Origin of the sequence: Marivirga aurantiaca, from assembly GCF_016679925.1 — a bacterium.
In the GTDB taxonomy this organism is placed as follows: domain Bacteria; phylum Bacteroidota; class Bacteroidia; order Cytophagales; family Cyclobacteriaceae; genus Marivirga; species Marivirga aurantiaca.
Map to the genome: position 1 here is coordinate 262,190 of NZ_JAEQBW010000003.1, position 21,249 is coordinate 283,438.

Below are 21,249 nucleotides of genomic sequence, written 5' to 3' on the forward strand. Positions count from 1 at the left end.
CTTTTGCCATTATGTGGCAAGAAGATGAACAATTTATGGGCCGGGCTCTTCAACTGGCGCAAAATGGCAAGGCAACTGTTAGTCCGAACCCTATGGTGGGTTGTGTAATTGTGCATGAGGGGAAGATTATAGGTGAGGGTTGGCATCAGAAAGCTGGTGAGCCGCATGCAGAGGTTTTGGCTATTCAATCTGTAAAAGATCCTGCTTTATTATCTCAATCTACTGTTTATGTAACTTTAGAGCCCTGTGCTCACTTTGGTAAAACGCCTCCTTGTGCCCATTTACTGGTAGATAAGAAGGTGAAAAAAGTTGTTATAGGATGCACGGATCCTAATCCATTAGTGTCAGGGAAAGGTATAAGGATATTAAAAAATGAGGGAATTGAAGTAGTACAGGATGTATTGGAGAAGGAATGTATTCAACTGAACCATACATTTTTTACTGCTATCGGGAAAGGCAGGCCCTACATCATATTAAAATGGGCGCAAACAGCAGATGGATATATAGCCAGGGCCAACTTTGATGCCAAATGGATAAGTAGTGTGCTCTCCAGGCAGTTGGTGCATAAATGGCGCAGTGAATGCGATGCGATTTTAGTGGGAAAGAATACTGTAAAATATGACAATCCCCAACTCAATACACGCGAATGGGGCGGCAAAGATCCTATCCGTTTGGTGATTGATCATCATTGCCAATTGCCAAATAATTTACATGTATTTGATGGCTCAGTACCTACTTTCATTTTTAATATGAAGGAGGAAAAAGAAAAAACAAATACCCGATGGGTTAAACTGAATGAGCAAAACTTTATTCAGGAGATGCTAAATTTTCTGCAAACACTTAAAATTCAATCTATACTGATTGAGGGGGGAGCAAATACGCTACAACAATTCATTGATGCTCAATTGTGGGATGAAGCCAGGGTTTTCATCTCTCCCAATAAATTCGGTGAGGGAATTAAAGTGCCGGAACTAAAAAATGCTTCCCTCGTAAAACAAAAAATTATTGAAGAGGATGTTTTTAATATTCTGCAAAACAACCTGAATACTTATCTATTATCTAAAATCTTAAATTCTAAATCAAGATGTCCGAATCATTATTAATTGATCACTCAGCAAGCAAAGAAGAAAAATACAATGCTTTAATTCCTCAAATCAAGGCATTGGTTGAGGGAGAAGAAGATACAATTGCCAATTTGGCGAATATTTCAGCAGCTTTAAAAGAGGCTATGAATTTCTTTTGGGTGGGCTTTTATATGGTGAAAGGTGATGAATTGGTACTGGGTCCGTTTCAAGGGCCAATTGCTTGCACACGGATTAAAAAAGGGAAAGGGGTTTGTGGCACAGTATGGGCTGAGGGAAAAACTATTGTAGTACCTGATGTGGATGCTTTTCCCGGACACATAGCCTGTAGTTCTGCTTCAAGATCAGAAATAGTTTTGCCTGCTTTTAAAAATGGTGAAGTGGCTTTGGTGTTGGATATTGACAGTAGCGAACTTAATACTTTTGACAGCATTGATCAGATATATCTGGAGGATTTAATGATTATAGTTGGCAAATTTTTGTAAGCGACTTTTATGCTTGTTTCCTATTGATTCAGTGATTACAATCAGTATTTCATCTTAAATGCTTATCCTTTTGATTTACTGGGAATTATGTATTTTTTCCTTTTTTAACCACTAATTTCCGTATAACAGAGTAAATAATTTTATAAATTGATTTTTACAAAATTTGTGTAGATACTAAAGGTGATATTTTATGGCAAAGGCTAAGAAAGAGAAAAAGGTGTTTGTGCTTGACACTTCTGTGATTATTTATTCCCACGATTCGATCATGAATTTCGCAGAACATGATGTAGCAATTCCGATTACAGTTTTGGAAGAGCTTGACCAGTTTAAGAAAGGAAATGACACCAAAAATTTTGAGGCGAGAGAGTTTATCAGGATGATAGACAAATTGGCTAACGGACAATCATTGAATGAATGGAATTCCCTTAATGGCAAAAGCAAAGGCAACTTTAAAGTGCTCATGCCTAATGGCAAGAAAGTAGAGTCAGACGATATCTTTTTGGAAGATATTCCCGATCATAAGATACTGGGAAGTGCTTTGCAACTTCAGCAGCAACTTCCTGATAAATCAGTGATTTTGGTTACTAAAGATATTAATCTAAGACTTAAAGCCAAGAGTTGTGGGCTTCGGGCCGAGGATTATGAAACGGGGAAGATCAAAAATGTAAGTGATCTGCATTCGGGCAAACAACAGATGGACAATGTCGCTTCCGATGTGATCAATAAGTTATATGATGAATATAGCTGTGAAGTGAAGGAAGTGTTTGGAGATAAAAAACCTCAGAACAATACTTTTTTTATTCTGAAAAGCGATAAGAACTCAGCTCTTGGTTTTTACAATCCGCTTTCCGGTAAGTTGGATAAGGTAGAGAAGAAAGCTGTATACGGAGTGAAACCCAGAAATGCAGAACAAGCATTTGCCATACATGCTTTGCTTAATCCGGATATTAAATTAATTACTTTGCAAGGAGTGGCCGGAACGGGTAAAACTTTAATTGCCCTTGCATCCGCTTTGGAGTTGCGCAAAGAATTTAAACAAATATACCTGGCCCGACCCATAGTGCCATTGTCCAATAAAGACATCGGTTTTTTACCGGGAGACATTAAATCCAAGCTGAATCCTTATATGGAGCCATTGTGGGATAATTTAAAATTTATTCAACATCAATTCCAGGAGCATGAAAGGGAATTCCTTAATATTACTGATATGGTAAATAAGGAAAAGCTGATGATCCAGCCATTGGCCTACATTAGGGGAAGAAGTTTATCGAATATATTCTTTATAGTAGATGAAGCTCAAAACCTCACCCCGCATGAGGTGAAAACAATTATTACCAGGGCTGGGGAGAACACTAAAATTGTTTTTACAGGGGATGTAAATCAAATTGATACCCCTTATCTGGATTCACAGTCTAACGGTTTATCTTATTTAATTGACAAAGTAAAAGGACATGAACTATATGCACATATAACCCTGGAGAAAGGAGAAAGGTCTGAATTGGCTAATTTGGCAAATGACGTTTTGTAGGTTTTGAGGTAAAATTAATACTTTTATACCTGTTGGCAGTTGGTTTTATAATGAGACATTGTCACGGCTTAATTTATATGGGGATAAGCGATGTAAGAGTATTTGATTAATTAAAAAGATTATTGGGATTTTCTTCCTAATATTGTGCGATAATTATTAAATATTATAACTGTATTTCTTGAGAAATTATTGCAGATTAATTATTTTTACCAGAGTCGAAAAGAACTTAAATAATAATAGCATCGTTGTAAAAGTACATCAATAAAAAAATATGCAATTAGTAAAAGATAAAGTAACTGATAACAACTTCTTCCCCACATTGAAGAAGCGAGTTGATGATTATTTCAAAACGAATAACCTCAACACCTGGGGAAACCACAAACTCTATACAAAAGCCACCATTTTATTAGTGTCTTTTATATCGCTTTATGCGTTAATAGTTTTTGTGTCTATGCCGGTTTGGCTAACTCTCGTATTATGTGGTGTTTTTGGTCTTAATTTGGCAGCCATCGGCTTCAATGTGATGCACGATGGAGCACACGGAAGTTTTTCAAATAATAAACATGTGAATTACATGATGGGACTTACCCTCAATCTAATGGGAGGCGTAGTGTTCATCTGGAAAAATAAACACAATAAAAATCACCACTCTTTTACCAATATTGAGGGAATGGATGATGACATTAATATTGGCCCATTTATCAGGGTTTCCACTCACCAGGAAAGAAGATGGTATCATAAGTTTCAGCATATCTATGCTTATCCTTTGTATGCTACATCTTACACGTTTTGGGTGTTTTGGCAAGATTTTAAAAAATATTTCACTCGTAAAGTAGCTGAGACAGAATTGGCTCATATGAGCTTCAAAGAACATGCTATTTTCTGGTTGACTAAAATTGCTTATCTAGGCACATTCTTTGTGATACCTATTTTAATCCATGGCTTCTTAGCTACTCTTTTGGGTTATTTGATAGTAACGGCAGTAACCGGTTATACTATTGGGGTAGTGTTTCAGCTAGCTCACGTTGTACAGGAAACGGATTTTCATGACAGACCCATTCAGGGTGAAAAAATTATACCGACAGAATGGGCTATTCATCAAATCAGGACTACAGCTAATTTCGGCACTAAAAGTAAAGTGCTAAACTGGTATACTGGAGGATTGAATTTTCAAGTGGAACACCACCTTTTCCCACGTGTAAGTCATGTGCATTACCCGGCTATCAATAAATTAGTAAGAGAGACATGTGCTCAATTTAATGTTGCTTACAACGAATTCCCGAGCATGTTGGATGCAATGAAATCGCATACGCGTCACTTAAAGGTGATAGGCGCTGCCTAGTAAAATAAGAATTAATAAAATATGAAGAGTGCTATCTTATAAGAAGGTAGCACTTTTTTTATGCCCTGAAACTTTTGATAGTCTGATTTGAGAATTCGATCAATTCAGGGAAAAATAAATGAAATTCTGCTCTGAATTCTTCATGGTAAAACTTTAGTTCCTTCACCGATTGCTCCATTTTGGAATTGAATTTAGTGCGGGAAGCCATTCCTTTCATTACACGCTGAATACCATCCAAATACTGATAGTTGTATAACCAATCATGTTGGATCATAAAAGGCAACATTTTTTGAGTTGGAAGGGGTAGTTTGTCGAAATTGGACTGTAATAGACTGTACTGTTCATTCACATATACCCTGAGACTTTTCGTATGAAATTTCTCCCAGTCCAGTGCAAGAAAATGATCATAATAAATATCAACGATTACACCGGAATAATGCCTGTAAATAGGTTGTAATCTTTTCTTGCTTTGTAGTACGATAGGGTGGTTATCAGTAAATTCATCAATAGCCCTATGTAATAAAATTCCTTGTTGTATTTTAGGAGGGAAATTTTCGAAGCCGGCACCTTTAATGAAGTCAGCAATAAAATTACCAATTGCTAATTCCGGATCGTTGCCTGAAAGATATAAGTGAGCTAGAAAATTCATTCAAATTGAATATAAAAACAAAAAAAACAAATCCACTATACTTCGAAAGAGAAATTCTTTTTTGTTAGCCTATTACAATATTGCATGTCTTCTTCTAAAGGTTATGAAAGCAGTAGGGTGTTTAGATAAAGTCTGATGTCGGATTTCATAAAAACTTTTTGATAGTTATTGAAAATCAAATAATTACCTTTCTTTGGTATGTAATTGCCTCATAGGTTGTAGGTAATTTGAAATCGGTTTATGCTTTATTTATCAATCCTTTGTATATTGCTCTATTATAGTTTTTGTACCATTCTATTAAGAATAAGAAATGATCATTTTTCACAAAGATTTGAGTTTTGAAAATATTAAATCACATTTAGTGCATTTACATCAATTGGCCAAAATTGATAATCAAATCGTAAGGGAAGAGAAGAGGTACCTCTATGAACTGGGAAGAAAAAATGGGATTTCAGAAAAATTAGTAGATAAGATTATCAGGGAGTCCGAGGACCATCCATTTTTACTTCCCGTAAGCAAGAAAGAACGTATCATTTTTGTTTATGAATATATTAAAATGATGTTGGTGGATAATAAATTGGATGAAAGAGAGGCTAAAATGTGTATGTTAATAGCCGAAAAAATGGGTTTTAAGAAAGCTCTGGTGGGTAGCATTACCAATTCAATTGTTTCTGCCAAAGACGATGATGCCGACCCTGTCCTTACTGATGAAGAACTGGAAATTTATATAAGTAATCCTGAAATTTAATTGATCAAAATAAACACTATGCAAAAGATGTACAAATTGTTTTTATGTTCCTGTCTATTACTATGTCTATGTCTTTCTGGTTTTTCCCTGACTGCGCAAAATACCTATATTCATTGTGGTAACCTGATTGATGTAGAAAGCGGTAAAATCAATGAAAAAATGACCATTGTAGTAGAAGGTGATATTATTCAAAGTGTGGAAAAAGGATTTTCTAAGGTACCTGATACTGCAACCTTGATTGACTTATCCGAAATGACTGTAATGCCCGGTCTGTTTGATATGCATGTTCATTTGGAAAGTGAAACTTCCAAAGATAATTATATGGACGACTTCATTAAAAATGAAGCTGATATAGCTTTTGAATCAACAGTTTATGCAAAAAAGACTTTATTGGCTGGCTTTACAACAGTAAGGGATTTGGGAGGAAGTGGGGTGAATACCAGCTTAAGGGATGCAATCAGAAAAGGTTATGTAGAGGGACCCCGAATCTTTTCTGCTGGTAAATCAATTGCTACTACTGGCGGTCATGCGGATCCTACCAATGGTTATAAAGCAGATTTGATGGGTGATCCTGGTGCTGATGAAGGAGTAATTAATGGCGTGGAGGAAGCGAGAAAAGCAGTACGCCAAAGATATAAAAATGGTGCTGATGTAATAAAAATCACTGCTACAGGAGGAGTGTTAAGTGTAGCTAAAAGTGGCCAAAACCCACAATTTTTCGAGGATGAAATTAGAGCAATCGTGGAAACAGCCAACGATTATGGCATGCTGACAGCAGCGCATGCCCATGGAGATGAGGGAATGCAACGGGCTGTCAGGGCAGGTATTAAAACCATTGAACATGGCACTTTGATGTCTGATGAGACAATGGAGCTTATGAAGCAGTATGATACTTATTATGTACCCACTATAACAGCCGGAAAAACGGTTGCCGAATTGGCAGAAATCCCTAATTATTATCCTGAGCTTGTAGTTCCTAAAGCGAAGGAAATAGGACCAAAGATCCAGAGTACTTTTGCCAGGGCCTATAAAAAAGGTGTGAAGATAGCTTTTGGTACCGATGCCGGGGTTTACAAACACGGAGAAAACGGTAGGGAATTCGCTTATATGGTAGAAGTGGGTATGCCTCCTATGGAGGCTATACAATCTGCTACTATTACTCCTGCCAGGCTACTGAAGGTGGATGATCAGTTGGGTTCTATCAAAGGAGGTAAAATTGCTGATATAATCGCTGTGCATGATAATCCAATTGAAAATATTAAGACAATGGAAGATGTCAAGTTTGTAATGAAAGAAGGCAAGGTCTATAAAAACAATTTATAAGATTTTAGTGGCTGTTGTTGGAGTCTTCAATGATGTGGGGTAGAAAATATGATGTGCCTGCTATGTAAATACAATGTGTATAAACCTTATCTGATACTGAACGACTATTCCTTTTTGTTAGCCCTCATACTTAGGTGCAAAGCTGTGGTTTTCTAAAATATAATAGTACTTTTGTGACCCGGATATCCCCCTTTTTATTTAAAGCAATATATGGGATATCAAGAACGTATATTCTATTAATTCCGCAGTAGAATCAATTAAAAAAGCACAAAAAATGGATAAAATAGCAGAAGATTTCCTTTTCAAATATCTGAACAATGCATCACCTACAGGATTTGAGACCTCAGGTCAAAAGTTATGGTTAGAATATATTAAACCTTATACTGATGAATTTATACAGGATAATTATGGTACTGTAGCGGCAATTATCAATCCTGACGCACCGTATAAAGTGGTAATCGAAGCACATGCAGATGAGATTTCCTGGTTTGTGAATTATATTTCAGATGATGGTTATATCTATGTCATAAGAAATGGTGGGTCAGATCACCAGATTGCCCCTTCCAAAAGAGTAAATATCTATACTGATAAAGGAATTGTGAAAGGGATCTTTGGTTGGCCGGCCATTCACGTACGCAATAAAGAAAATGATATAAAGCCAGAACTAAAAAACATCTTTGTAGACATCGGAGCCTCCAGTAAAGCCGAAGTGGAAGAAATGGGTGTACATGTAGGATGTGTACTTACCTTTGACGATGAGCTAATGTATCTCAAAGATAAAAAATACATTGTTGGCAGGGCGTTGGATAATAGGATAGGAGGCTTTATGATTGCTGAAGTGGCCAGAATGATCAGTGAGAATAAAAAAGAACTTCCTTTTGCTTTGTATATAGTGAATGCAGTGCAGGAAGAAGTTGGCCTGAGAGGGGCACAAATGATCTCCGAGAGGATTCAACCTGATGTGGCTGTTATTACCGATGTGTGTCATGATACTCACTCTCCCTTATACAATAAAATAGAAAGTGGTGATCAAAAGGCTGGAAATGGGCCTGTTCTTACTTACGGGCCGGCAGTTCAAAATAATTTATTGAAAATGCTGATTAAAGTTGCTGAAAAAAATCAGATTAAATTTCAAAGATCTGCAGCAAGTCGTGCTACAGGAACTGATACGGATGCTTTTGCCTACTCTAATGATGGAGTTCCTTCTGCACTAGTATCACTTCCTCTTAAGTATATGCACACTACAGTGGAAATGGTACATTCCGAAGATGTACAAAACGTAATTAATTTATTGTATTATTTCGTCATTAATCTTAAGAATAAACACAATTTTAAATACGATCTTTCTTAATGCTCTAAAATCTTACTTCTGACAGCAATTCTTTGATAATTGATGAATAGTTCCCTTGCAGCCAATTATCTTTGTAATGTACAAAGTAATAAAAAAATAAAAAGATGAAGAAAATTAGTAAAGTTTTGATTGTAGTTGTCCTGATGGCTTTTGGGTTCACCCTCAATTCTGCAGACAGACCTATACACGAAATTCATTCAATGCTAATGTTTAATTTTATTAAATATGTGGAGTGGCCGGAGCAATCAAAAACAGGCGAATTTGTTATCGCAGTAGTAGGTGATGAAGATGTTTACAACACAATCACTAATTTTTATTTGAAGAGACCAATTAAAGGGCAGGATGTAAAAGTAATAGGTACTTCAGATTTTAATTCCATTAGCAATGCACATGTTATTTATTTGTCAGATAATTCGAGCAAGGAGTTTGATGCTATTCATCAAAAATTTGCAGGAAAGCCTACTCTTATTATCACTGATAAATCGGGCTTGGGAAAGAAAGGAAGTTGTATTAATTTTCAGGAAGTAAATGGTAAACTGAAATTTGAAATTAATCAAGAATCAATACAAAGGAATAATTTGAAGGTATCAAGTCAATTAGCCAGTATGGGTATTTTACTTTAGAAATAATTGGTTTAGTTTAGTTTTTTACCCTGGCAGGTTATACTATGTATGAATTGCCGGGGTTTTTGTTTAATAAAGAGAGCGTTTAAAGTATCAAAATCCCTATTCATAAGCTGAATGAGCTAGTTTGACGGAAATTCATTAACAAGGTATTTAAATACTTAAATTTGTATTAAGTTTATATAATGGTTGTGGGATTTATAAAGCGATAATTATGAAAAAGATATATCAACTCGTTATAATTTTTATTGCGATGAATGTTCTGGTGATTACACCTGAACTTAAGGCGCAAAGACCCATGCACGAAATTCATTCGATGCTTATTTTTAATTTTATTAAGTATATCGACTGGCCTGATGCTGCTAAATCCGGTGATTTTATCATTGCCGTATATGGTGATGATGATGTATATGAGCAATTAAATAAATTTTATTCCAACAGGCCTATTAAAGGACAAAGCGCACAGATTATTAATGTAAGTAGTGTGGAGGAATTAAGCAGTGCTCACGTAATCTACCTTTCTGGTAGCAAAAGCAGAGATTTTGAATCTTTACAAACCAAATTCTCCGGTAAGCCTACTTTGTTGATTACTGACAAATCCGGACTTGGCAAAAAAGGTTCCTGTATCAATTTTAGAGAAGTTGGAGGTAAGCTGAAATTTGAAATTAACCAGGCTTCCTTCGATAGCAATCAATTGAAAATATCCAATCAATTGGTGACCATGGGAATTATGATTTAAGAATTTAACAATAACATTTTAAATAGGGCTGCGTCATTATAGGCGGAGCCTTTTTTATGTCTGAAATGCCACTCATCGATCAAATAGGTAATGTAATTAATCTTGACAGCCCCGCTACAAGAATCATTAGTTTGGTGCCTTCCCAAACAGAATTGTTATATGAGCTGGGGCTTGATGAGCAAGTAGTAGGGATAACAAAATTTTGTGTACATCCTCAGGAGTGGAGAAAAAGAAAAACAATAGTGGGTGGTACCAAGAACCACCACATAGATAAAATCAAAGCGCTTAAGCCGGATTTAATTATTGCCAATAAGGAAGAAAACACTAAAACAATCATTGAGAAATTGTACAAATTATGTCCTGTATATGTTTCTGATATTGCTGATCTGCCTGGTTCCTTTCAAATGATGATGGATGTTGGTGCACTAACTGATAAGAAAGAAGAGGCTGAAAAGATTGTCGGAAAAATTCAGGCTTCTTTTGATGGGCTGGAGAAGATGGAGAAACCTTTCAGAGTAGCTTATTGTATCTGGAAAGACCCATGGATGTGGGTGGGCTATGACACTTTTATTGATCATTTGCTACAAAAATGCGGCTTTGTTAATGTTGTAGATAAAGCAAGGTATCCCTCAATTACAATTGAGGAAATCCGCAATTTGCAGCCGGATTTACTATTGTTGTCTTCCGAACCATATCCCTTCAAGGAGAAACACATCAAATCTATTATGGAAAAACTGCCGGAAACTACCATTAGCCTGGTAGATGGGGAAATGTTCAGTTGGTATGGTAGCCGATTAATGAAAGCAGCACCTTATTTTCAATCATTTCTTAGAGAGCTGCATTCCCACACTTTCTAAATCCTTCCAGAAGCCGGGGTAAGATTTATTGACTACTTCAATATCCTGAATGGCAAGATTGGTCATTAATGCCAGAGGGGCAAAACTCATCGCCATTCTGTGATCTTCATAAGTATTAATTTCTATTTTGTCTTTTGTCTGAAATCCTGCGCTTTTTAATGACCATTGTGCTTCATTCGTTTCTATTAAATCACAGTTGAATTTTCTTAATTCAATTTGTAAAGCGGCAATCCTGTCAGTTTCTTTAATGCGTAGGCTTTCAAGACCGGTAATTTCCAAATCAACCTTTAATGCCGCACAACAAGTTAACACTGTTTGTGCAAGATCCGGGCACTTCTTGAAATCTAGGGTTAAATGATTGCTTAAAGGCTTACTCGCTTTTTTAACGAGCGCACCTTCATGAGTGAATTGTGTGGTCACACCTAGTTGTTTCATTATATCAACAATGGCCTGATCACCCTGAAAACTATCTTTCAATAAACCTTTCAGGCTTATTTCTGATTGCAATTGGGATAGGGCAATGAAAGAAAACCAATAACTGGCAGCTGACCAATCTGATTCCACTTCATGAATAATAGCGTTGTATTTTTGAGGAACAATTGTGAGTGCATACCCATTTCTTTCTACCTTAATTCCTGCTTTCTCCATCAGTTGGATTGTCATTTCAATGTAAGGGATACTGTAAACAGGTGGTTGAATGTCAATTTTCAATCCGGAGGGCAATGTGGGGGCTATCATTAATAATGCTGAAATGTATTGACTGCTTATGTTACCCGGAACTGTTATCTGCCCGGATTTTTGTACCTGGAAAGGCTTGATTTCCATGGGAGGATAGTCTTCTTTTTTGAGGTAATTGATTTCGGCTCCAATTAATCGCAAAGCATTTACCAAGGTGCCTATGGGTCTTTGTTGCATCCGCTCAGTACCCGTTAATATGACTGGCCGATGAGTGGATACAGCCAAATAAGCAGTTAAAAAACGCATGGCAGTTCCGGCATCCAGTACATCAAATGTTTTGTTGGTTTGTTGCTGGAGTAAAAGGCGCGTCAAAGTTTGGGTGTCTCTTGCTTCGGATAAGTTATGGATCTCAAAATCCTCCTCACATAAAGCACTTAGTATCAAAAGCCTGTTCGATTCACTTTTGGAGCTGGGTAAATTGATCGTCTGAAACTTATGGTTCGCAGAGCTTTTATATTGATTAATAAAATAGTTCAAAATAATCTATTTAAGTTTAAACGAATTCTCTAATGATTGCGTTATTTTACAAATAATTCAATCTAATATATTATGAGCACCTCAAGCAAATCTTTATTCTCGTTTCTGGCTGGTGTTGCCACAACAGCCGCAGCAAGTGTTTTTTTTAAAACTGAAAATGGCAGAAAAGTTTGTCAATCTTTGGCAAACACTTTAAAAAACCTTAAAACTAAATCCAATTCAAGTGCCGGTATAGATTGGATTAATGAATTAGGTGATTCTGAAATGGACATTGCCAGAAAATTTAAATCAAAACTTAAGTTTTAAGGTATGGTCAAGGGCTTTCAGGATTAGTACTTCATCCACTGAAATATTAAAAGTTGCTTTTCCCGGCTTCTCCAATAAGCTCATAAATACCTCACCACTTTGATTCTTCTTATCTTGTTTGCAAAGCCTCAAAATCTTAGGATATGAGGTTTTCTCGATTTCCGGAATTTTATAGGCTGCCCTAATATATTCTTCAATTTCCTCCTGATCCGATTTCCCAAGCATTCCCTTTTTGTTGGATAAGTAGGCTTCTGCAACCATTCCCCATGCGACTGCTTCCCCATGCAATAGTTCTTGCTGGTTTGTTAAACAATAAGATTCGATGGCATGGCCAATAGTATGTCCAAAATTAAGTATTTTTCTCAATCCCTTTTCTGTAGGATCTGCTTTCACCACCTTTTCTTTGATCGTCACGGAATGCTTTATCAATTCTACATTGATGTTACTATACCCCGCTTCTTTCAGAGCCTTCCAGTGATCCATATCAGCGATCAGCCCATGCTTAAGCATTTCTGCAAAGCCTGAAAGCAATTGATTATCGGGCAGTGTATGATGGAACACCGTATCTATCATCACACATAGAGGTTCATAGAATAAGCCAATATGATTTTTGTACCCTTCAAAATCCACACCTGTTTTCCCACCAACGCTGGCATCCACTTGTGAAAGCAAGGTTGTGGGGATATTGATGAAATTGATCCCGCGTTTATAGGTTCCGGCACAAAACCCACCCATATCAGTAATCACTCCACCACCCAGATTGATTAATAAAGCATTTCTATCCGCTTCATGTTTTGTAAGTATTTCCCAAATAAGTGTACAAGTTGCCAAAGTCTTATTTGTTTCCCCATTTGGTACACTTATTAATACATGAGTCCCTAAATAAGGCTTTAGTAAAGAATAGCAATGTTTTTCAGTTTCGTTATCAACCAATACGAATAATTGTGTATGCTTGATTTTTGATAAAACCGCTTTAATCTCTTTAATCTCGCTAAAATATAGTTCACTCATATAGTTTTTGCTACTTCTTTTTCCAAGGCCATTTGTTTTTCCTGTCGTTTGATGGATTCATCATGTATGGCCACCAAAAAACTTTTCATAAATTTTTCGCTCATGTCTTTTTGTTTGCCCAAGTCAATTCTGTTTTGCAAAACATTTTTCCAGCGGTCACCCTGGTAAACAGCTAACTGATGGGCTTTTTTGTAAGCTCCCACCTGGTCGATCACATGAAACCTATCAGACAATAAATCTATTAATTTTTGGTCAATATGATCTATGGCATTTCGCATTTCTTTTAAGTTTGATGGGATTTCAGCTTCCAGATCAATTTTCTCCTTAAATGAGATTTCTTTTAAAATGGTCAGGAGTTGTTCAGGGGTTACCTGCTGTCTGGCATCACTCCATGCTTCCTTAGGATTGGGGTGTGTTTCAATCATCAATCCGTCCATCCCGAAGTTCAAAGCACGCTGGGAAATATCCTTGATCATTTCCCATTTGCCACCGATATGGCTGGGGTCATTAATAATCTCAATATCAGGTAATTCCAGTTTTAACTGCATGGCCAGGTTCCAGTTGGGCTTGTTTCTGTAGATCTTATCATAGGGATCGGCAAAGCCCCTGTGGATGGCTGCTAGTTTGTTGAGGCCGGCATCATGCATTCTTTCCAGTGCGCCTACCCAAAGTGCCAAATCCGGATTGATTGGGTTTTTAACCATGACGGGGATGTCAACACCTCTGAGGGAGTCCGCTATTTCCTGTACAGAGAATGGATTAACAGTTGTTCGGGCACCAATCCATAGTACATCAATCTGATGTTTCAGGGCAGCTTCCACATGGGCCGCATTGGCGACTTCAATGCAAACAGGGATTTTCAATCGATTCCTGACCTCTTGTAGCCATGGCAAAGCGGTATCACCAAGTCCTTCGAAATTACCCGGCCGGGTACGAGGTTTCCAGACCCCACCACGGAACATGCCTATTTGTGGCTCCCTTTCAAAGCTGTTGCAGAGGTCGTCCAGTTGTTTTTCTGTTTCCACACTACAGGGACCGGCTATTACCACATGTTTCCCCAGGCCCAGGCCCCAATCTTTCATTTTTAGCGTTTTCATTTTTTGATGTTTTAAGTTCTGTTTCAATTTTAAAAGAGGCATCCTCCTTCGCTTTTTGGGCTTCGGAGAATACAAAAAAAAAGCCCGACTCTTTCGAATCGGGCTTGTGTATGATTTAAATTATTTAATTACATAGTAATACAAGGGCCGACTCGCAGAAGCGGGATAAAATAAAAGTAAAAATAAAATCGTCCTTGTAGATTTAACATGCCTTAAATGTAATCACTAGTTTTTTAAAACAAAATAAAATTCTTGTTTTTTTAATTGCGCTATTGAGATTGCATGGTTTTCCTTAGCTTTCCAAACTTTTGCAGCCTATCATTCTTTCGACATAGAAATGAGAGGTTTGGGATAGCAGAGGAAATGACCTAAGAGAATCGCCTATAATAGCTGCCATTATTCACCCTCATGGTAAATATCCGTTTGAATCCTGATAGACTCATCGTGTATTGCCTGGTATAAGGTTTTCACAAATTCAGGATTTAGGTTAAGTTGATTGCCCCACTCAGGTCGGTTCTGCAAAATAGTGTTCCAGCGCTCTAACTGGAAAATAGCCACGTTTTTATCTTTTTTATAAGTACCTACTTTTTTTACTAATTCCAATCTTCTTGCCAGTACTTCCAGTAATTCCTTATCGGTTTCATCAATCTCATCTCTGAAATGATCCAGTTCATTTTGAAATTTTTCACTGGGAAAGGTCAAATCCCTAATTTGCAATTTATCCAACAACACTCTCAGGTTGGCAGGAGTCAGCTGTTGAGCAGCATCACTCCAGGCTGCAGCCGGATCTCTGTGGGATTCTATGATCAAGCCATCGTACCTCAGGTTCATCGCTTTTTGGGCAATTTCAAATAGAAGGTCTCTTTTGCCTGCAATATGGCTTGGGTCACAAATCAATAACAATTCCGGGTACCTGGATTTCAGGTCGATGGGGATTTGCCATAGCGGAATATTGCGGTAAATACTTTCCTGATAAGTAGAAAAACCTCTGTGAATGGCTCCTAATTTTGTGATGCCGGCCTGATGAAATCTTTCCAAAGCTCCAATCCATAAGTTTAAATCGGGATTAATGGGGTTTTTTACAAATACAGTTTTATCGGTTGCATTTTTCAGGGCATCGGCTATTTCCTGTACATTGAATGGATTTACAGTGGTGCGGGCGCCAACCCATAAGATATCAATATCATTTTCCAGCGCCATTTCCACATGCTGAGCGGAAGCTACTTCAATAGCAAATTGAACCTTAAAGATTTCTTTGGCTTTCTTAATCCATGGAAAAGCTTTTTTGCCTACACCTTCAAAACTGTTGGGGCGGGTTCTGGGTTTCCATATTCCTGCCCTGATGGTGGTAATGCCCTGATTCACCAGCCCTTCCACTGTTTCCATCATTTGTTCTTCAGTTTCTGCACTGCATGGACCTGCTATGATCCACGGCTTTTCACCCTCGTACCACTGTTTGATTTCCATATCAATTTTTTAATTCGCTGCAATTTAGACAGATTTAACAAAATGCTTAGCAGGCTGTTTAATAAAATATGCAGCTTAATGTTACTTGGGAGAAATGACAAGGATCAAGCTGGAATGGATGAAAAGGATGATTTCTCTTACTATTTAAACTTACTTTTATCAGTTTTCTGAAGCAATTTATCTGTGAAATTAGAGGAAGATAGAGTTTGAAACTTGTTATAAAAGTATTTGTAAAATCTGTGCCAAATATGGTAAAAATCTAATTTTTCATTACCTATATTTGCATTTTTAACCGCTGTTACCATGGAAGTTACTACTAATCCCATATTTGAAAATGTATCCATTGCTTTCTCTTCAAAATCAGACAAGCAATTAAGAAAAGCCTATTTGTTGTTTTCTGTTATGAACAGAAGATGGTTGGTGAATTTGGGTAAGTTATCAGTCAAACTGGGTTTTGCTTTAAGGTTGCCCATTTCGGGATTAATACGTAATACCATTTACGATCAGTTTTGCGGAGGTGTGGATATTGATGACAGCCAGGGCACGATTGATGAATTGGCTAAATATAATATCGGCTCTATTTTGGATTATTCGATTGAAGGGGCAGATACAGACAGAGGGTTTGAGGAGACTACACAGGAAATCCTGCGAACAATAGAAAGGTCGGCAGGAGATTCCAATATTCCTTTTTGTGTTTTTAAAATCACAGGAATTGCCATGACCAATGTGTTTGAAAAAGTGCAAAACAAAGTTAAACTTACTGATAAGGAGCACATTAGTTTTGAGGCTAGCAAACAAAGAATTGAAGCCATATGCGAATTTGCTTACAAAAAAAATGTAAGGTTATTTGTGGATGCAGAAGAAAGCTGGATTCAGAAAACCGTAGATGAAATCGTCTATGACATGATGAGCAAGTACAATAAAGAGAAAGTCATTGTCTATAATACCTTTCAAATGTACCGATGGGATATGATGGATAATTTAAAAGAAGCTCATAAAAATGCTACAAAAGAAGGATACCACCTTGGCGTGAAATTAGTAAGAGGTGCTTATATGGAAAAAGAAGCAGAAAGAGCTGAGAGAAAAGGCTATCCCAATCCTATTCAGCCATCTAAAACAGCAACTGATCTGGATTATAATACGGCATTGGAATATTGTATAGAAAATATTGAGAATATTGCTTTATGCTCCGGTTCCCATAATCAATACAGTAACTACTTTTTAACTGTGCAAATGGAAAAAGCCGGATTGGCACCTAATGATGAGCGGGTTTATTCAGCTCAGTTATATGGTATGAGCGATAATATTTCCTTTAACCTGGCTGACAAAGGATATAATGTGGCCAAATATGTGCCCTATGGTCCTGTAAAAGCAGTAATGCCTTATTTATTTAGAAGAGCAGAGGAAAACACTGCCATGGCCGGGCAAAGCAGCAGGGAGTTTTTGATGATCAAAGAAGAATTGCAGCGAAGAAAAGAAGCCCGAAAACAGAAGTAAGGTGTATAGTCAATGCTATTAAGTTAGGATAAATTTCCTTCTCCCTCCGGAGAAGGATGCAAGGTTGAGGTTTAAATTAAAACTTAACTTAATAGCATTTGGTGGATAGTGAAGAGGTGTACATGCCTGAATATTGATAATAAAATATTAAATTTGCAGTTTCCAAAACAATATGAATTCCAGCAAGGGTTCTATAAAATAAAAATCACAGTAAGATGCAATTAAGCGAACAGGAATTAGAGAGAAGGAAAAGCAGGGAAGAATTACAAAATATGGGGATCAATCCCTACCCGGCAGAGACATTTGAAATCAATGTAAGTGCCAAAGACATTAAAAAGAATTACGAAACCAATAAAATTGATTATAAAAACATCAGCATTGCCGGTCGCTTAATGAGTAAGAGGATCATGGGGAAAGCCTCATTTGCTGAAATTCAGGATAGCACAGGCCGTGTCCAGTTGTATGTGAGCAGAGATGAAATCTGCCCTGATGAAAATAAAGACTTATACAATACGGTATTTAAAAAGCACCTTGATATCGGAGACATCATAGGCGTTAAAGGTTATGTATTCACTACACAGGTGGGTGAAATTTCTATTCATGTAACAGAGCTGACTGTATTGTCTAAATCTTTGCGTCCGTTGCCTATTACCAAGGAGGTAAAAGATGATGCGGGGAATATTAAAAGATATGATGCTTTTACAGATGCTGAGCAGCGTTATCGTCAGCGTTATGTGGATTTGATAGTTAATCCGGAAGTGCGTGAGACTTTCAAAAAACGATCGAAGCTAGTGAATTCTATGCGGCAGTTTCTTGACGGCAGAGGTTACCTTGAGGTTGAAACGCCTATTCTACAACCATTATATGGTGGAGCAGCTGCAAGGCCTTTTAAAACGCACCATAATACGCTGGACATGACTTTGTATCTGCGTATTGCCAATGAATTGTACCTGAAAAGATTAATAGTAGGTGGTTTTGATGGCGTTTTTGAATTTGCCAAAGATTTCAGGAATGAAGGAATGTCCCGCTTTCATAATCCGGAATTTACGCAAGTTGAATTATATGTAGCTTACAAAGACTACCAGTGGATGATGGATTTAGTGGAGGAAATGGTAGAGAAAGTAGCCATGGATATTCACGGAACCACAGAAGTGCAGGTAGGTAAAAATATGATCAATTTCCAGAGACCATGGAAACGTTATACTATGTATGAAGCCATTGAGCATTTTACAGGTGTTGATATTTCAGAAATGAATGAAGAGGAGTTGAGGGCAACGGCCAAGCAATTGCATGTGCCTGTAGATGAATCAATGGGTAAAGGCAAATTGATAGATGAAATTTTTGGAGAGAAATGTGAAGGCCAGCTGATTCAGCCAACCTTTATCACTGATTATCCAATTGAAATGTCTCCGTTGGCTAAAAAGCATCCGACTAAAGAAGGTCTGGTAGAGCGATTTGAAGCCATTTGTAATGGTAAAGAGATTTGTAATGCATTCTCTGAGCTCAACGATCCTATTGACCAGCGTCAGCGTTTTGAAGAACAGTTGGAATTAGGCAAAAGAGGAGATGATGAAGCTATGGTATTGGATGAAGACTTCCTGCGTGCTTTGGAATATGGTATGCCGCCAACAGCAGGTTTAGGAATAGGGATTGACAGGTTAGCCATGATTATGACCAACAGCAATTCTATTCAGGATGTGTTGTTCTTCCCGCAGATGAAGGCTGAGAAAATGGCCAAGGTAACCACAGCGGCCGACTTTGTAGCAGCTGGTGTACCGCAGGAATGGGTGCCGGTTATTATGGAAGCAGGTATTCAAACTATTGAGCAACTGAAAGCTAGCAAGCATACCAAGCTACATCATGAAATCAGTGGCTTAAAGAAAAAAATGAAACTTGATCTACCTACTGTAACACCCGATGAGGTGAAAGTATGGGTGAGCTAAGTATAGCTGAATTATTAGAGGATAATGTTGAAATTGAGAAGCCGGTGAAAGCCGGCTTTTTTTTGCAGTGGCTGAGGATATCATTTGCGTCATTTCCTGGCAATTTAGCTTAACCTAAGAGTTTGTATAAGCGTTATCAAATTAAACACTTATACAGAACCTATGAATTATAAACTATCTTGTTTTGCTCTACTTCTTTTAATCGTGTTTTCATATCCTTCGATAGCTCAATGGACTATTGATGTAGAATCTGGCTTAGCTTTCGAAAATTATAATAAAGTACGCATACCCAACGAACAGGGGACATTGTTTAATTTTACCGATGATTTTGAACTGGAAGGACCTGTTATACCCTTTCGGGCAAGGGTAGGATTTACTTTTTATGATAAAAACCACCTGATACTGCTTTACGCTCCCCTGTCTCTTAATTATACAGGAAAGGCTCCTTATGATATCAATTTTCAGGAATCAACTTTTGGGGAAGGACAAAATATTGATGGATTTTATAAATTTAACAGCTACAGGCTTACCTACCGCAGAGACTTTATAAGAAATGAGAATTGGATAGTAGGATTAGGTTTTACTGCTAAAATAAGGGATGCCAGCGTCAGTCTTGAAAATGATGCAGGACTTTCTGATCGTAAAGATGACCTGGGTTTTGTTCCATTATTACATGCTTTTGCAGAATATCAGTTTTCTGATTATAGTATATATTTTGAAGGAGATGGTTTGGCTGGCGGACCGGGCAGGGCTTTTGATTTATTTCTCGGAGGCAGAATATTATTGACTGAGGAAATTTCTGCCAAGGCGGGTTATCGCTTGTTGGAGGGAGGAGCCAATATTGACGAAGTGTACAATTTTACCTGGATTGACTACGCAGTAGTGGGCTTGATCTTACAGTTTTAAGAAAATGTAAGATTACTATTTCACGAAGATTTTTTTAGTAAAGAGTACCATTTCATATTTTTTAGCTATATTACATAATCAATTATGTAATTAGTGATGAATATATACAATCAAATTGGAAAAGTGGCTTTAGGAAGCCGCCTCCGCAGACTTAGTGATCAAATAGCAGAAGAAGCTTTTCATGTCTACAGACTTTATGGTATTGATTTGCAGCCGAAATGGTTCCCGGTTTTTTATATGCTCTCGCACGGGGAAGAAAAAACCATTACAACCATTGCAACAGAAATAGGCCATTCTCAACCTTCCGTGAGTAAAATAGTGAGAGAAATGATCAGGAAAGGCATCGTTGTTGAAAAGAAAGACCAGACAGATAAGCGGAGAAATATCATTGCATTATCTGATAAAGGTAAAGAGATGACTGCTAAAATAGAAGATCAGTATAAAGATGTAAATGTTGTGATTGAAGAAGTATTGTCACAAACTCATTCTGACTTGTGGAATGCAATTGAAGAGTGGGAATATCTCTTAAACCAAAAGAATTTACTGAAAAGGGTAACAGAGCGCAAAAAAGAAAGAGAATCCGCAGACGTTAAAATTATTGATTATGAGCCCCAATATCGCTCCGTCTTTAAATCCTTAAATGAGGAATGGATCTCTGCTTATTTTAAAATGGAAGAATCTGACTATAAAGCACTTGATAATCCTGATAGTTATATTCTTGAGAGAGGAGGCCATATATTAGTTGCTTTATACAAAGGAGAGCCGGTGGGCGTATGTGCATTAATCAAAATGGAAAACAGTGAATATGATTTTGAATTAGCTAAAATGGCAGTTTCACCGAAAGCACAAGGTAAAAATATAGGGTTTCTAATAGGTCAAGCCATTATTAACAAGGCGAAAGTGTTAAATGCTTCTAAAATCTATTTAGAAAGCAATACGGTGTTAAAACCTGCTATCAATCTTTATCACAAATTAGGATTTCAAAAGGTAGTTGGAAAGATAACTCCTTATGAACGTTGCAATATCCAGATGGAACTGATAATTGAATAATTTACAGGTGGTGGGAACTTGAATTTAAAT

The 21,249-nt window shown here is 37.2% G+C and carries 20 protein-coding genes; 15 read left to right on the forward strand and 5 right to left on the reverse strand.

What is annotated here, in order from left to right:
* Positions 1-11 precede the first annotated feature (11 nt).
* The 4 genes from ribD to JKA74_RS09105 all read left to right on the forward strand — a co-directional run bounded on the left by ribD (position 12) and on the right by JKA74_RS09105 (position 4,437).
* Positions 12-1,103: a bifunctional diaminohydroxyphosphoribosylaminopyrimidine deaminase/5-amino-6-(5-phosphoribosylamino)uracil reductase RibD gene (ribD, locus tag JKA74_RS09090; protein ID WP_201430868.1), complete on the forward strand. Its 1,092-nt coding sequence runs from the start codon at positions 12-14 to the stop codon at positions 1,101-1,103.
* A complete protein-coding gene (locus JKA74_RS09095; protein ID WP_201430869.1) occupies positions 1,085-1,567 on the forward strand; it encodes a GAF domain-containing protein in 483 nt (160 codons plus the stop codon). The genes ribD and JKA74_RS09095 overlap by 19 nt, the downstream gene beginning before the upstream one ends.
* A gap of 190 nt (positions 1,568-1,757) precedes the next feature.
* On the forward strand, positions 1,758-3,095 hold the full coding sequence (locus JKA74_RS09100; protein ID WP_201430870.1) for a PhoH family protein: 1,338 nt from the start codon (positions 1,758-1,760) through the stop codon (positions 3,093-3,095).
* A gap of 271 nt (positions 3,096-3,366) precedes the next feature.
* Positions 3,367-4,437 (forward strand): fatty acid desaturase family protein, encoded by a 1,071-nt coding sequence (locus JKA74_RS09105; protein WP_201430871.1) that lies wholly within the window; start codon positions 3,367-3,369, stop codon positions 4,435-4,437.
* A 58-nt stretch (positions 4,438-4,495) separates the two neighbouring features.
* Here the strand turns inward: JKA74_RS09105 and JKA74_RS09110 are convergent, their stop codons facing one another.
* Positions 4,496-5,086, reverse strand: coding sequence for an acyl carrier protein phosphodiesterase (locus JKA74_RS09110; RefSeq protein WP_201430872.1), 591 nt, complete (start codon positions 5,084-5,086; stop codon positions 4,496-4,498).
* Between the two features lie 310 nt (positions 5,087-5,396).
* On the opposite strand from JKA74_RS09110, the gene JKA74_RS09115 reads away from it, so the two are divergent.
* The 6 genes from JKA74_RS09115 to JKA74_RS09140 all read left to right on the forward strand — a co-directional run bounded on the left by JKA74_RS09115 (position 5,397) and on the right by JKA74_RS09140 (position 10,727).
* Positions 5,397-5,834 carry a hypothetical protein gene (locus JKA74_RS09115; protein WP_201430873.1) on the forward strand — a complete coding sequence of 146 codons (438 nt, stop codon included), beginning with the start codon at positions 5,397-5,399 and terminating at the stop codon, positions 5,832-5,834.
* Positions 5,835-5,852: 18 nt separating this feature from the next.
* The gene (locus JKA74_RS09120; protein WP_407659050.1) at positions 5,853-7,157 is read left to right on the forward strand and encodes a metal-dependent hydrolase family protein; all 1,305 of its coding nucleotides are present in this window, start codon (positions 5,853-5,855) and stop codon (positions 7,155-7,157) included.
* A 274-nt stretch (positions 7,158-7,431) separates the two neighbouring features.
* Positions 7,432-8,508, forward strand: a complete 1,077-nt coding sequence (locus JKA74_RS09125; protein ID WP_201430874.1) for a M42 family metallopeptidase — start codon at positions 7,432-7,434, stop codon at positions 8,506-8,508.
* Positions 8,509-8,612: 104 nt separating this feature from the next.
* The gene (locus JKA74_RS09130; protein ID WP_201430875.1) at positions 8,613-9,131 is read left to right on the forward strand and encodes a YfiR family protein; all 519 of its coding nucleotides are present in this window, start codon (positions 8,613-8,615) and stop codon (positions 9,129-9,131) included.
* Positions 9,132-9,345: 214 nt separating this feature from the next.
* Positions 9,346-9,870, forward strand: a complete 525-nt coding sequence (locus JKA74_RS09135; RefSeq protein WP_201430876.1) for a YfiR family protein — start codon at positions 9,346-9,348, stop codon at positions 9,868-9,870.
* A 56-nt stretch (positions 9,871-9,926) separates the two neighbouring features.
* On the forward strand, positions 9,927-10,727 hold the full coding sequence (locus tag JKA74_RS09140; RefSeq protein WP_317193579.1) for a helical backbone metal receptor: 801 nt from the start codon (positions 9,927-9,929) through the stop codon (positions 10,725-10,727).
* On the opposite strand, the gene JKA74_RS09145 is transcribed toward JKA74_RS09140, so the two are convergent.
* A complete protein-coding gene (locus JKA74_RS09145; RefSeq protein WP_236587640.1) occupies positions 10,692-11,942 on the reverse strand; it encodes a 3-phosphoshikimate 1-carboxyvinyltransferase in 1,251 nt (416 codons plus the stop codon). The two genes, JKA74_RS09140 and JKA74_RS09145, sit on opposite strands and share 36 nt — an antisense overlap.
* A gap of 72 nt (positions 11,943-12,014) precedes the next feature.
* Between JKA74_RS09145 and JKA74_RS09150 the strand changes: the two genes are divergently transcribed.
* Positions 12,015-12,248, forward strand: a complete 234-nt coding sequence (locus JKA74_RS09150; RefSeq protein WP_201430877.1) for a hypothetical protein — start codon at positions 12,015-12,017, stop codon at positions 12,246-12,248.
* Here JKA74_RS09150 and aroB read toward each other — a convergent pair.
* The 3 genes from aroB to JKA74_RS09165 form a co-directional block, all read right to left on the reverse strand.
* Positions 12,231-13,259, reverse strand: coding sequence for a 3-dehydroquinate synthase (gene aroB, locus JKA74_RS09155; RefSeq protein ID WP_201430878.1), 1,029 nt, complete (start codon positions 13,257-13,259; stop codon positions 12,231-12,233). The two genes, JKA74_RS09150 and aroB, sit on opposite strands and share 18 nt — an antisense overlap.
* The gene (locus JKA74_RS09160) at positions 13,256-14,356 is read right to left on the reverse strand and encodes a chorismate mutase (protein WP_201430879.1); all 1,101 of its coding nucleotides are present in this window, start codon (positions 14,354-14,356) and stop codon (positions 13,256-13,258) included. Before JKA74_RS09160 ends, aroB begins: the two co-directional genes overlap by 4 nt.
* A 396-nt stretch (positions 14,357-14,752) precedes the next feature.
* A complete protein-coding gene (locus JKA74_RS09165) occupies positions 14,753-15,823 on the reverse strand; it encodes a bifunctional 3-deoxy-7-phosphoheptulonate synthase/chorismate mutase type II (protein WP_201430880.1) in 1,071 nt (356 codons plus the stop codon).
* 303 nt (positions 15,824-16,126) lie between these two features.
* On the opposite strand from JKA74_RS09165, the gene JKA74_RS09170 reads away from it, so the two are divergent.
* The 4 genes from JKA74_RS09170 to JKA74_RS09185 all read left to right on the forward strand — a co-directional run bounded on the left by JKA74_RS09170 (position 16,127) and on the right by JKA74_RS09185 (position 21,219).
* On the forward strand, positions 16,127-17,320 hold the full coding sequence (locus JKA74_RS09170; protein ID WP_201430881.1) for a proline dehydrogenase family protein: 1,194 nt from the start codon (positions 16,127-16,129) through the stop codon (positions 17,318-17,320).
* Positions 17,321-17,535: 215 nt separating this feature from the next.
* The gene (gene lysS / locus JKA74_RS09175; protein ID WP_201430882.1) at positions 17,536-19,263 is read left to right on the forward strand and encodes a lysine--tRNA ligase; all 1,728 of its coding nucleotides are present in this window, start codon (positions 17,536-17,538) and stop codon (positions 19,261-19,263) included.
* 162 nt (positions 19,264-19,425) lie between these two features.
* Positions 19,426-20,169 carry a hypothetical protein gene (locus tag JKA74_RS09180; RefSeq protein ID WP_201430883.1) on the forward strand — a complete coding sequence of 248 codons (744 nt, stop codon included), beginning with the start codon at positions 19,426-19,428 and terminating at the stop codon, positions 20,167-20,169.
* Between the two features lie 96 nt (positions 20,170-20,265).
* Complete coding sequence (locus tag JKA74_RS09185; RefSeq protein ID WP_201431098.1) at positions 20,266-21,219, forward strand: bifunctional helix-turn-helix transcriptional regulator/GNAT family N-acetyltransferase; 954 nt, start codon at positions 20,266-20,268, stop codon at positions 21,217-21,219.
* Positions 21,220-21,249: the final 30 nt, after the last annotated feature.